Origin of the sequence: Rhodococcus sp. 1163 (genome assembly GCF_002091985.1) — a bacterium.
GTDB lineage: Bacteria > Actinomycetota > Actinomycetes > Mycobacteriales > Mycobacteriaceae > Rhodococcoides.
On sequence record NZ_MKKX01000033.1, the window covers coordinates 299,319 to 311,110 of the forward strand.

Annotated in this window: 13 protein-coding genes; 6 read left to right on the top strand and 7 right to left on the bottom strand. The window is 61.3% G+C overall.

Annotation, left to right across the window (positions count from 1 at the left end):
• Positions 1-76: 76 nt before the first annotated feature.
• Together BJD99_RS15220 and thiD are read left to right on the top strand one after the other, a co-directional pair.
• Positions 77-1,381 carry a DUF2254 domain-containing protein gene (locus BJD99_RS15220; RefSeq protein WP_084347938.1) on the top strand — a complete coding sequence of 435 codons (1,305 nt, stop codon included), beginning with the start codon at positions 77-79 and terminating at the stop codon, positions 1,379-1,381.
• 61 nt (positions 1,382-1,442) lie between these two features.
• On the top strand, positions 1,443-2,234 hold the full coding sequence (gene thiD / locus BJD99_RS15225; RefSeq protein ID WP_084348093.1) for a bifunctional hydroxymethylpyrimidine kinase/phosphomethylpyrimidine kinase: 792 nt from the start codon (positions 1,443-1,445) through the stop codon (positions 2,232-2,234).
• A gap of 117 nt (positions 2,235-2,351) precedes the next feature.
• On the opposite strand, the gene BJD99_RS21010 is transcribed toward thiD, so the two are convergent.
• A complete protein-coding gene (locus tag BJD99_RS21010) occupies positions 2,352-2,495 on the bottom strand; it encodes a hypothetical protein (protein ID WP_179142353.1) in 144 nt (47 codons plus the stop codon).
• A 209-nt stretch (positions 2,496-2,704) separates the two neighbouring features.
• Here BJD99_RS21010 and BJD99_RS15230 point away from each other — a divergent pair, with 209 nt between their 5' ends.
• The 3 genes from BJD99_RS15230 (at position 2,705) to BJD99_RS15240 (ending at position 5,549) form a co-directional block, all read left to right on the top strand.
• Positions 2,705-3,406, top strand: a complete 702-nt coding sequence (locus BJD99_RS15230) for a GAF and ANTAR domain-containing protein (protein ID WP_084347940.1) — start codon at positions 2,705-2,707, stop codon at positions 3,404-3,406.
• 101 nt (positions 3,407-3,507) lie between these two features.
• Positions 3,508-4,308 carry an alpha/beta fold hydrolase gene (locus tag BJD99_RS15235; protein WP_084348094.1) on the top strand — a complete coding sequence of 267 codons (801 nt, stop codon included), beginning with the start codon at positions 3,508-3,510 and terminating at the stop codon, positions 4,306-4,308.
• Positions 4,305-5,549, top strand: a complete 1,245-nt coding sequence (locus BJD99_RS15240) for a SpoIIE family protein phosphatase (RefSeq protein ID WP_084347942.1) — start codon at positions 4,305-4,307, stop codon at positions 5,547-5,549. The genes BJD99_RS15235 and BJD99_RS15240 overlap by 4 nt, the downstream gene beginning before the upstream one ends.
• Here the strand turns inward: BJD99_RS15240 and BJD99_RS15245 are convergent.
• The 6 genes from BJD99_RS15245 to BJD99_RS15270 form a co-directional block, all read right to left on the bottom strand.
• Positions 5,501-5,872 (bottom strand): STAS domain-containing protein, encoded by a 372-nt coding sequence (locus BJD99_RS15245; protein ID WP_084347944.1) that lies wholly within the window; start codon positions 5,870-5,872, stop codon positions 5,501-5,503. The genes BJD99_RS15240 and BJD99_RS15245 overlap by 49 nt on opposite strands.
• A 119-nt stretch (positions 5,873-5,991) precedes the next feature.
• Positions 5,992-7,194 (bottom strand): NAD(P)/FAD-dependent oxidoreductase, encoded by a 1,203-nt coding sequence (locus BJD99_RS15250; protein ID WP_084347946.1) that lies wholly within the window; start codon positions 7,192-7,194, stop codon positions 5,992-5,994.
• On the bottom strand, positions 7,191-7,463 hold the full coding sequence (locus BJD99_RS15255) for a DUF4235 domain-containing protein (RefSeq protein WP_084347948.1): 273 nt from the start codon (positions 7,461-7,463) through the stop codon (positions 7,191-7,193). The genes BJD99_RS15250 and BJD99_RS15255 overlap by 4 nt, the downstream gene beginning before the upstream one ends.
• Positions 7,460-7,741 (bottom strand): DUF3618 domain-containing protein, encoded by a 282-nt coding sequence (locus BJD99_RS15260; RefSeq protein ID WP_084347950.1) that lies wholly within the window; start codon positions 7,739-7,741, stop codon positions 7,460-7,462. The genes BJD99_RS15255 and BJD99_RS15260 overlap by 4 nt, the downstream gene beginning before the upstream one ends.
• Positions 7,738-9,270, bottom strand: coding sequence for a YhjD/YihY/BrkB family envelope integrity protein (locus BJD99_RS15265; protein ID WP_084347952.1), 1,533 nt, complete (start codon positions 9,268-9,270; stop codon positions 7,738-7,740). The genes BJD99_RS15260 and BJD99_RS15265 overlap by 4 nt, the downstream gene beginning before the upstream one ends.
• Positions 9,271-9,381: 111 nt before the next feature.
• Entirely contained in the window at positions 9,382-10,335 is a 954-nt protein-coding gene (locus BJD99_RS15270) for a hypothetical protein (protein ID WP_084347954.1), read from the bottom strand.
• A gap of 357 nt (positions 10,336-10,692) precedes the next feature.
• Between BJD99_RS15270 and BJD99_RS15275 the strand changes: the two genes are divergently transcribed.
• Positions 10,693-11,790 carry a ferredoxin reductase gene (locus BJD99_RS15275; protein WP_179142354.1) on the top strand — a complete coding sequence of 366 codons (1,098 nt, stop codon included), beginning with the start codon at positions 10,693-10,695 and terminating at the stop codon, positions 11,788-11,790.
• Positions 11,791-11,792 lie beyond the last annotated feature (2 nt).

An 11,792-nucleotide genomic window follows, 5' to 3' on the forward strand; every position in this document is an offset into this window, starting at 1 on the left:
CGGGTAGAGAGCTGAGCGTCCGTGGATCGAAGGAGTTGCCCGTGAGTGTCCCTGGTCTTTCCGGTGCGAGCCCGTGGTGAGCGCTCTACGTGTCCGGCTCCTCCGGGCGCGTGAGTCGTTCTGGTTTCTTCCCGCGCTCCTCGGTATCGTGGCCATCGTTCTGGCGCAACTTCTGATCACGCTCGACCGCCGTCTCGACGGTACAGATTTCGGCGCCTGGGGATTTTTGTTCTACCGGGTCGGAGCCAGCGGAAGCCGGGACATCCTCGGTGCCATCGGTGGTTCGATGCTGGCGGTGGCTGCGACATCTTTTTCCATCACGATCTCGGTACTTGCGACCGCAAGTTCCACTTATGGTCCGCGGCTCGTGCGAAATTTCATGTCCGACCGAGGTAATCAGTTCGTACTCGGAATCTTCGGATCGACGTTCCTGTACGCACTGATGGTATTGCGTTCGATCCGCTCCGAATCGAACGACGGGATCTCCTTCGTTCCCGATATAGCCGTCAATGTTGCAGTCCTACTGGCGGTACTCGATGTCGCGGTATTGGTGTATTTCATTCACCACATTGCGAATTCGATCCAGGTCTCCACGCTCTCCGCACGGGTTCGAGGTGAGCTGGTCGCGGTAGTCGATTCGTTGTACCCGGAGACTTCGCCCGACAATGCGGTTGCTGCGCGTTCTGTACCTTCACCTTCGGCGGTTGTGCTTGCGCAATCGTCGGGGTTCGTCGTTGGTGTTGACGAGCAAGCACTGGTTTCAGCGGCTCGCGCCGGTGACTGCGTCATCGAACTGCGCATCGGGCCCGGTGACCACCTGATCGTGGGCGAGCCGATCGCTATCAAGAGTGGCGACGTGGATTCCGATGTCGACGAAGCAGTCAGGGGAGCACTCAATCTAGGGGACACCCGTACCCCGAACCAAGACATCCAGTTCGCAGTACAGCAGCTGACGGAGATGGCGGTGCGGGCAATGTCGCCGAGCACCAACGACCCCTATACGGCCCGAAACGCGCTCGCCGAACTGGCCGTCGGACTGGTGCCGCTCAGCACGCGACCGACACCGCTTCTCGGACGCGTCGACGGGGAGGGGAACTATCGGGCCACCCTGACTCGCCCGACAGTGACAGAGCTGGTCGATCAAGTCTTCGACGCCATGCGCCACTACGGTCTCGGGAATCCGCTTGCGGTGACCGCAGCAGCGGAGTTGGGTCAGCGGATCGGTACTGCCACAGTGCATTCCGAGATCCGAGTGGCGGTTCTGCGGCAGCTGGCGGCTCTGAATCGCGCCTATGGCGACAGCGACAACGATCCGATCGACATCGAATCCGGTCGAACGCGCATCGTCGCGGCAACCACCGCGATCACCGCCCAGCGTTGATCACTCTCGGTAGTAGCAAATTACGCTGGTGAAGAATTCGGCCACGAAAAGAAAGAAGTACATGTCGACACGCGCATTTGTCATAGCAGGGTCCGAAGCCACGGGTGGCGCGGGACTGCAGGCCGACCTCAAGACTTTCGAAAAGCTCGGTGTCTACGGCGTCGGGGCAATTACCTGCATAGTCTCGTTCGATCCCGCGTCGGGTTGGGGGCACCGATTCGTTCCGATTGCCGGCTCGGTCATTGCCGATCAGATCGAAGCAGCAACCTCGGCGCACGACCTCGACGTCGTCAAAATCGGCATGCTGGGCACACCGGAGACCGTTGCCACTGTGGCGGAATCCCTGGGCAGACAGCCTTGGCGTCACGTCGTCGTCGACCCGGTTCTGATCTGCAAGGGTCAGGAACCGGGTGCTGCCCTGGATACGGACACCGCGCTGCGTACCGACATACTGCCGCTGGCCACCGTCGTTACTCCCAATCTGTTCGAAGCTCGAACACTGGCAGGGATGGACGCCATCGAGACTGCCGAAGACCTGGCCGAGGCGGCAAGGAGAATTGCCGACCTAGGGCCTCGATATGTCGTTGTCAAAGGTGGCACCGGCCTGCCCGGTGACGATGCCGTCGACGTGCTCTACGACGGGCAGGACATCACCTTCTTTCGGGCGCCGAAGATCGGGAACGAGCGGGTATCCGGTGCAGGATGCATCTTCGCAGCCGCCATTACCGCTGAGCTTGCCAAAGGTGCGAGTGTCCTCGAAGCGGTGTCTATGGCCAAGGATTTCGCGCACGCGGGCATCGTCGGCCGAATTACGACGAATGCTCCGTTCGCCGCTGTCGGATGGCATGACTGAGTAGTTGAGTGCCCGGTGAGGTCGAGGTCGGCTTCGACGATGGAATTCTTCTCTCCGGGATCGATGCCGGTTATCGCGTGGCTGACCTCCTTCGGGTCGCGCTACGGCAAGCGGACATCAATCCTCGTCGGTATCTTCCTCTGGTTCGAACGAGGACTCGGAAGAGTGTCCGACTGCTATCCCATCTTCGGTATTTGGAATCGTGTTGTCCCTACCGAGATTGTCGGCTGTCGAGCTCGATTGGCTTTGGTTCTTACTCATGATCGATCCCTTTCAATAGGCATTTCACTGGTAAATAGCCAGACTGGTCCGTAATCAAACTACGACCAACCACCGCGTCTTCGCTCCTCGATCGAAGAGCTTCCGTCTGTCACTTGCAATCGCCGAGACGACCGGATCGGCGTCGAGAACGAAGTAGGGTCGGGAGAACGCGGGCACGTCAGGGCATGTTCAATCGATGGGTAGGGACGATGAGTTTGGAGTCATCCGATCGGCGTCCGCTCGACGGGGCGCTGAGTCGAGAGATGTCGGACATGGCGCGCGTCTTTCAGCAGAATTATGCGAGTATCGAAGACACGCTGGCCTCCATCACAAGAATGGCAGTCGAGATGGTCCCAGGTACCGATCACGCCGGAATAACGCTGGTCACCGGACGCCGCACAGTCGAGTCGAGGGCAGCGACGGGCGAATTACCACGTCGACTCGACTCCCTGCAAGAGCACTGCGGGCAGGGGCCATGCTTGGACGCAGTGTGGGAACAGCGCACGGTCTACGTGGAAGACATGAGATCGGAACATCGATGGCCGCAATTCGCCCCTGCTGCAGCGGGCATGGGTGTGCACTCGATGCTGGCGTTCCAACTTTTCACTCGGCGTGACAATTTGGGGGCCCTCAATCTGTACTCCGAGAGGGCCGACGGGTTCGATTCTGCAAGTGAGGAACTCGGCTTGGTGTTGGCCACGCACGCTGCCGTTGCGCTGATCGCTGCTCAACACGAGGATCAGATGCAGTCCGCGCTCGCCTCGCGTGACCTCATCGGCCAGGCCAAAGGCATGATCATGGAAAGATACGGCATCGACGCGGTCCAAGCGTTCGACCTACTCAGCAGGCTTTCGCAGGACTGGAATATCGGCGTCGCCGAACTGGCGGGTCGAGTGACACTACGGCGGTGAACGGCGAGATTGCGCAGTGAACATTCGGTACTGGCCGCTCTGCTTCGCCCCTGAACCAGGGTGCGCCCGACGGCTCTGCGGCCCAGTGTCAGAATGTGCTGGTGAACGTGCGCGTGAAGAACAATGTGAGGATCGTCGGAGCTGCCGACGGTCCGGTAGTGATGCTCTCGCACGGCTTCGGTTGCGATCAAAGTTTGTGGAGTTCGGTCACCGAGCGCCTGGTGGCCTCCTTCAAGGTGGTCCTGTTCGATCATGTGGGTGCAGGCGGATCGAGCCCGGACGCTTGGGACGCCGGAAAGTACGCTGACCTCGAACAATATGCCCGCGACGTGCTCGACATCGTCGAGGAACTCGATCTACGCGACGTCGTGTTCGTCGGCCACTCGGTCGCGTCGATGATCGGGGTCCTCGCCGTGGCTGAGGCGCCCGAACGATTCGCGAAGTTGGTCTTGTTGACGCCGTCGCCGTGTTACATCGACGATGGCGATTACCGAGGTGGATTCACCAGGGCCGACATCGACGAGTTGCTCGATTCTCTCGACAGCAACTATCTGGGTTGGTCAGCAGTCATGGCTCCGACCATCATGGGCACACCGGATCGACCCGAACTTCAAGAGCAACTGACCGATAGCTTCTGCCGAACGGATCCGGCGGCTGCCAAAGTGTTCGCGATGGCGACGTTTCTTTCGGACAATCGTGCCGATCTCGAGCGCGTGACGGTCCCGACACTGGTGGTCGATTGTGCACGCGACACGCTCGCTCCGCCCGACGTCGGCCGATACGTGCACCACAACATCGCCGGGAGTGCGTTGCAGACGCTCGACGTGAGCGGACACTGCCCGCAGGTCAGTGCTCCCGAACTGACAGCCGCCGCCATAGCTGGGTTTGTGGCGCGGTCGTGAGTGCACCGAAGGACCCCGCTTCGGGCGATGCACTCGAAGAAAGCCTGCTCGATCTATACGAGAACGCGCCGTGCGGATATCTCTCGCTATGGCCGGATGGAACCATTGCGAAGCTGAATTCGACGATCGCCAGATGGCTTGGCCATCAACAGGACTCGTTGATCGGGACGTCATTCACGCGACTGCTCACTGCGGGCGGTCGCATTCACTACGAGACCCATTTCGCGCCGATTCTGCACATGAACGGGCACATCGACGGCGTCACGGTGGATCTCGTGACCGCGGACGGTGACCGCTTGCCGGTGTTCTTGACCGCGAACGTCAAGACCGACGATTGCGGTGAGCCAGTGTTGATCCGGATCACTGCTCTCGACGCTCGCCATCGGCGGGCTTATGAGCGTGAACTACTCGAGGCCCGTAGACGTGCAGACGACAGTCGAGCGCGAGTCGAAGTGTTGGCCAAGACATTACAGCGATCACTACTGCCATCTTCGCTGTCTCCACCCGCGGGAATGGATGCCAAGGCCTCCTATCACTACGCGTCGACGGAAGACGTAGGCGGTGACTTCTACGACCTCTTCCCGCTCGCGGCCGACCAATGGGGCTTCTTTCTCGGCGACGTCTGCGGCAAAGGTGCGAGCGCGGCGGCGGTGACGTCGTTGACGAGATATACGCTCCGTGCCGCTGCGGTGTACGACCGGGACCCAATTGCCGTGTTGCACAATCTCGATACCGTGCTCGAGCAAGAGTTCCACGCAACCGAACCGCAGTTCTGCACCGTGATCTTCGGCGTCCTGACAATCGTCGACGGCGGTTTCGAGGTGGAGTTGGCCGGTGGCGGGCATCCTCCGGCGCTCCTTCTTCGCGCCGACGGCAGTGCACGTTACATGGAGACGACAGGTGGCCAATTGGTCGGCATACTTCCCGATGCCAGGTTCGTCTCGACCCGACTGTTCCTTCGGCCGGGAGACACTCTCGTGCTCTACACCGATGGATTGACAGAAGCGCGAGTCGGGCCCGGCCGTGAACGTTACGACGACACCGGGGCACTACTCGACTTCGCGAGGTCACATTCCCCGACGACCGCCGAGGCAATCATCGATGACATCCGCGCACTACTGGACAGCTTCGGGTCGGGCCTCGAGGACGACGCCGCTGTACTGGCGCTCGGTGTGCCCGCCGGACCCGATGCTCAGCTCGGTGAGTCGATTGCTGCAAGCGCGGTCGGCAGATCTTCGTAGAGAGAGAAGACCTGATCCAGGCCCATCAGCCGGATCGGACGGCTGGTGGCCGGACCGTCGGCCACGACGGCGAACTTCAGTGTTTCGCCGAGCTTGTTCTGAGCAATTGTCAGCACGGTCATCGCGGCCGAGGCCACGAAAGTCACCTCGGACAAATCCACCACCAGGGCAGTCGGTGCCGTCAGTGCGCCTTCAGAGATTTCCTTGTCGAGGGCGGGCGAGGTCCGCATGTCCAGCTCGCCGGAAACCGTCAGCACAAGCGTCGACCCGTGGTGGTGACGCGCAATGTCGAACTGCGCTGCCTGGGTCTCGTCGACCGGCATGGGCACTCCTCGCTCAGAAGCGGTCCGAAGGTGGACGCTTACCGGTCGATTAAACCAGGCCCGCGTTGCTGCCCTGCGAGCACCGACGGCTGAGTGATTGGTCCGGTACTCGATCGCGGTCAGAGGCGTCCTTTCAAGATCGAATTCCAGTAGACCCGAGGTAGTACGTACCGATCGAAAGCCCATGCAATTCGGCGGGGAGTGAGCGGATCGAGAAACGATGGAAGTGACGAGGTCACCGCACCCGTCCGGTCGAATTCTCCCGCAATGAGCCGGTGTGCGTCGACCGTCACCGGGGCGACGGTGTACCCGTCGTACGAGGACAGCTCGGTGCCGGCGCGAACCGCCAGCATGTTGTCGACCAGTATCGAAACCTGTTGGCGTAGTGCGCCACCCGAAGGATCTGTGTGCACAGCAGCGCCGTCTCCGACTGCCCATACGCTCGGGTGCGTGCGATGCGCGAAGGTCAGCGGATCGATGTCCACCAATCCATGTTCGTTGTCGCCGGTCAAATCCGAGGATTGCAACCACTGTGGGCCTCGGAAGGGCGGCACCAGGTGAAGGAAGTCGTATTGCAGTTTCTCGGCGTTGCCGTCGACATCCGTCACGGTGATTCGGCGTTCGTCCGGTTCCAGCGACGTGACCGTCGTGCTCGACAGTATCCGGACCCCGAGCTCTCGCAAGCGGCTCAGCAGCCGAGCGTCCAGGTCTGGAACCCCCAGGAGGCGGGGGCGGTCGACGACGAGAGTGATCTCGATGCTGTCCAACTGCCCGATCCGTCGCCAGTGAGCGACCGCGAGGAACAAAGGTTTGAGCGTCGTACCGGTACAACTGACCGGAGCCCTGGGCACGGTGAATACTGCGTGACCGGCACTGGGCATCGCCTCTAACAGTGCCCATGTCTTCTCCGCACGGTCGAGGTAGTTGCTGGCCACCTCAGGCGAGTCGAGCGCAGTGTAGATGCCCGGCAACGCATCGACATCCGGAACCAAACCGGGACCCAGCACCAGGTCGCGGTATCGGTAGCGTCTCCCCGATGCGCACGTCACGGTGCGCTCCGCAGCGTCGACGACGGTGACCGAGTCCTCGATCCACGTGCATCCGCGCGGCGTCACCGATCGTTGGGTGCGTTGTGCGCTGCTCAACGAAGCCTGGCCGCCACCGACATAGGACAACAGCGGTCGGTAGGTGTGAACTTGCTGGGGTTCGATCACCGCGACGGAATCGATTCCCTTGCGCATGAGGCGTGCGGCAGCGCTGATACCGGCGTTTCCACCGCCGACGATCACAACGTCGAAGAAGGTAGCGGTGTGGTCCTTCACGTGGGGTCTTCGTGGGCCAAAGCGCGATAACCGTGGGCGCCTGCGCGATCGATCGCAGCTTTCACCAGCCCGAACACGGCGCCATGAACTGCCGCAGCGATCAACACCTCCCGCGCGGAGCGTCCGAGATCCTTCGGGTCCGGGGCTTTGTCGTCGTCGTCCCCGATACGCTTCCACACCTGTTTGAACACCATTCCGGCTACAACTCCGCCGAGCACGCTCATTGCCAACGACAGTGGCTTGTACATCGTCTTCGATACCGCGCTCATCGGAGGACTCCTCGTCTCGACCTGCGTCGCCGGACGACGACGTATGCAATGACTGCGCCGATCGCGGCTGCTGCCAGCGCAGCAACGATTCCCGGATTGGATTCCGCAGTGGTCTTGGCCTTCTCGACGCTTGCCGACGCGCTGTCGTGGACGCGGGCAGGGACATCGGCCTTTGCTGCGAGCGCTGCCACGGTTTCCGAGAGTTCGGCACGTAGCTCGTCGACGCTGGGTGTCTGCTCGTTAGAAGGCTGGGCTTCGTTGGAGTGTTTTCCGGTCATCGGATGCCTTTCTTGATTGCGCTGATGTCTTTGTCGACGCTGGCCACAGTGTCTTCGGGAACGGGAGGGAGCGCGTTCTTCGCACGCTTGGCCCCGACCAGCGCAAGAATTCCGCCGATAAGCGTTACCGCCGCCGCAATGATCAGCGCGGAGAGCCAGGGGTCCAGAACGGTCGCCAGACCGAGAACAGCCGTGGCGATGAAGGTCGCGAGCCCGAAGAACAGCAGTAGCGCGCCAGCGCCGGAAATTCCGATTCCGATTCCCAGGCGGGTGCCTTTGGTTTTCACCTCGTCCAGACCGGCCGAGATTTCGGTGCGTACCAGGGTCGAGACTTGCTGAGTGAGTCGTTCGACGAGCTGGACGGTCGACAGATCCGCAACCTCGCTTCTACTCGCCTGTCGTAGATCGTCGGGTCGGGCATCTGGTCGGTCTGTCACGGTTGCTCCTTCAGTGCCGATGGGAGAGTCGGCGTCCTCTGACTGATCGGGATTGTGTTTTTTGCGCAACTGGCGGCCCTGTTCGACCGCTTCGGCGTCTTTTTCGGCGTTCTTGTCCGAGACCCGGGTATCGCGTGGCGGCAACTGAAGCTGCTCCTCGGCGATCATTCCCGCCTGTAGCTGACGGCCTCGCTCCAATTCGGAATCGAGTTCTGCTCCGAACAGCAACGCCAGGTTGGTGATCCACAGCCACAGCAGAAATATGATCGCGCCTGCGAGCGAGCCGTAGGTTTTGTTATAACTGCTGAAGTTGGCGACATAGAAGCCGAAACCAGCCGTTGCCAGAATCCACGCGATGATGCCGACTGCAGCGCCTGCGCTGATCCAGCGAAACTTCGGCTGTTGGACATTCGGGGTTGCGTAGTAGAGAACGGCTACGGCGAGAACGACAAGTACCAGGACGATCGGGAAACGGGCGATGTTCCATACAGTCAACGCGGTTTCCCCGAGCCCCACGGTCTCGCCTACCGCTTTGGCGACCGGCCCGCTCAAAGCCAGCATGACCGCTGCGCATGCCAGCAAGGCGAGTGCAATCAAGGTCACCAAGAGCATGATCGGACGCAGCTTCCAGACGGGCCGACCTTCGTCGACCTCGTACATCCGATTCATCGCCCGCCCGAAAGCTCCCACGTAACCCGAGGCCGACCACAGGGCGCCCAGCAGGCCGGTAACAAGAGCGAACCCGGCAGCCGGTGCCTGAACCAGCTGCTCGATGGGTCCTCTCAATGTGTCCACCGCAGAGGACGGACCGAGATTGCCGACGACCTCGAGTACTCCGTCCACCGTTGCCTGGCCCTGGCCGAACACTCCCAGTAGCGACACGACAGCGAGCATCGCCGGAAACAGTGATAGCACAGCGTAATAGGTGAGCGCCGCGGCGAGGTCGGTACATTGATCGCGCGAAAACTCTCTTGCAGTCTTGCGAACGACGAACAACCATGAGGGCTTGGTCAGCTCGGCCGGTGACTCCGGCTTGCGAGGGTCGTCGGGGTCGGCGTCGACCGGGGCTGGTGAATCGTTACGTACGTGCACGGTTCGGACATACCCGTCCGTCGATTCTGGAAACCGTGTCGACTCACCAATGATGGAAGCCGGCCGAGCTGATCAGCTCGGGCCGGCTTCCATTATTCGAAACATCATCGATCAGGGCGTCGAGACAACTTCCTTGGCGATTGCAGCCAGCCGTGTCTGGGCCGCGGATACGACCCCGTGACGATTCTTGTGCGCTTCTTCGAAGGCGAGCACGACGCGAATATCCGACGGATCATCCAATTCCTTGATCGCAGAAACGGACTCGGAAACATTCAGATCCTCGTAGCCATCGATGGGAAGCTCCTCGGGATCGAGAATGCCACCCGCTGCCCGTGCAGAATGAATAGCGTCGGCTACCCCGTCAGCGCCCTCTTCGCGAGTGACACCCTCGGCAGCTTCCAGGGCTGCGTCGCGGCTGGCGGCGAGAGTCTTTGCTGCAACATCGCCCGCGTGTGCACCTCGACCGAGTAGCTCGCTCACCCGATTGGGTGTGCCGCGGGCCGCGTCGAGTGCTCGATCGAGACTGCGCGCGGACCACGTCGCGGGAGCATTGACCAACTTGACGGCGCCGCCCGCTGCAGCCTGCAGAGGTGACCGGCGCAAGGCTGCAGGGCCGCCCAGTGCGTCTTCGGCGAGGACGGTTTCGAGCCAATCCACAGTGGCACTGTGTGCGGTGATCAAGCGGTCGGCCAGAGCGACCACCTTGGGTTCGTGGGCGGCGGTCGCGAGAGCCTTGATGTACTTAGCGCGGCCGAGCAGCTGTTGTTCGAGTGCAAGGTCTCCGAGAAGCGCCTCGTCGAAGGGTTGGGCCTGCTCGCCGAGGGTCTTGAAGAGTGCGAGGGTGCGTCCGACCAGCGGTCCGACGACGTCAGGAAGGCCACCGAGATCACGAAGTGCGGATTCGATGGCGTCGGCGCGGTCACGGCCGTTCGACGCATTCTGTTCGAGCTCTGTCCGGACTGCTTCGGTGCGAGCTTGAGCGGTGCGGGTCTGAGCTGTCTGGATCTCGGTGTTGGTCAGTTGGAGAACGGCCCGCAACTGTGCGAGCAGGGTGGATGTAGCCATCGTGCGCTCCTTTTCGGTTGTGTGGGTCTCTCGTTTCTGGTGTGCCCCCCACGTAGTCAATGGCACTGCGTAGTGCGTTACCCGTCGATATTTACAACAAACACCCAGAGTGCGAGAGTGATGCGCATCACTGGGTGTTTGTTGGTGGGCTCACCGGAGCGCGTGTTCGCAGGGTGCTGTCGAAATGTCCCTTTTCGAAGTCGATGGCGGTGGGTGGTTTTCGCCTGGGATGGGGGTCGTTGATTCTGTGTATTTCCCTGCGCTGCAATGAAATACCGACCGTTCCGCGACGCCGTCGGTTCAGCCGATTCGCGAATCCAACACAAAACACGCGTGACCGAGGTTAACGTGTACATCGTGGCAGAGCGCGGGGCCAGACCCCAGGTTTCGATAGTTCGCAGGACGATGCTGAGAGCTGTCCGATTACTGTTCAATCCGCTGAGACCGGACGACTATCTCTCGATGATCAATCCGCTCTGGACCACCCGTGAGCTGCGTGGCAAGGTCGAGCGAGTCTCTCCGGAGGGGTCGGAGGCGGTGTCGGTCTACATTCGACCAGGCTTCGAATGGGCCGGCCACACCCCGGGGCAGTACGTACGGTTGGGAGTGCTCATCGACGGCCGGTACCACTGGCGAGCGTATTCGATCACCTCCGATCCCGACCCGGTCGACGGCCTGGTGAGTGTCAGTCCCAAGCTTGTCCCGGAAGGCACGGTGTCGCCCTACCTGGTCGGCACCATCAGGGCCGGCGACATAGTCCGGCTCAGTGAGGTCGAAGGGGAGTTCACGCTTCCCGATCCGTTACCGGTGAAGATGGTGTTCATCAGTGCGGGGAGTGGCATCACACCGATCATCAGCATGCTTCGAAGCCTGGACCACCACGATCACCTGAAAGACATCGTCGTAGTCCACTCGGTTCACAGCCGTGAGCAGTTGATGTTCACCGACACCCTTGCCCAACTGGAAGCGAAGCATCCTGGCTTTCGTTTCGAACTGCGCATCACCAGCGACGAAGGTCGAATGAAAGCTGCCGAGCTCGACGAACTCGTTCCGGACTGGCGTGAGCGTGAGGCGTTCTGTTCCGGTCCGGGGGAGCATCTGGACGACCTGCGGTCCTACTGGAAGGACGAAGGGGACTACGAACGGTTCCATCATGAAAGCTTTCAGCCAGTCATCGGTGGTAATTCCGAGGACGGCGAGGGCGGCACTATCCGGTTCGTCAACAGTGACAAGAACGTGGAGTGCGACGGCGGAACCACGATATTGGTAGCCGGTGAAGACGCAGGCCTCGACCTGACGTTCGGCTGCCGCATCGGGATCTGCCACACCTGCGTCGGAACGTTGAGGTCTGGGCGTTTACGCGACTTGCGCAATGGGGATGTGTCCGAACCAACGGGACAAGCCGTGCGAATTTGTGTGAACACGGCCGAGGGCGACATCGAAATCGAGCTATGAGA

Excerpts from the sequence above, each read along its gene's own strand:
- BJD99_RS15230 (WP_084347940.1), top strand. The coding sequence starts at position 2,705 with ATGAGTTTGGAGTCATCCGATCGGCGTCCGCTCGACGGGGCGCTGAGT.
- BJD99_RS21010 (WP_179142353.1), bottom strand. The coding sequence starts at position 2,495 with ATGAGTAAGAACCAAAGCCAATCGAGCTCGACAGCCGACAATCTCGGT.
- BJD99_RS15260 (WP_084347950.1), bottom strand. The coding sequence starts at position 7,741 with ATGACCGGAAAACACTCCAACGAAGCCCAGCCTTCTAACGAGCAGACA.
- thiD (WP_084348093.1), top strand. The coding sequence starts at position 1,443 with ATGTCGACACGCGCATTTGTCATAGCAGGGTCCGAAGCCACGGGTGGC.
- BJD99_RS15255 (WP_084347948.1), bottom strand. The coding sequence starts at position 7,463 with ATGAGCGCGGTATCGAAGACGATGTACAAGCCACTGTCGTTGGCAATG.
- BJD99_RS15245 (WP_084347944.1), bottom strand. The coding sequence starts at position 5,872 with ATGCCGGTCGACGAGACCCAGGCAGCGCAGTTCGACATTGCGCGTCAC.
- BJD99_RS15270 (WP_084347954.1), bottom strand. The coding sequence starts at position 10,335 with ATGGCTACATCCACCCTGCTCGCACAGTTGCGGGCCGTTCTCCAACTG.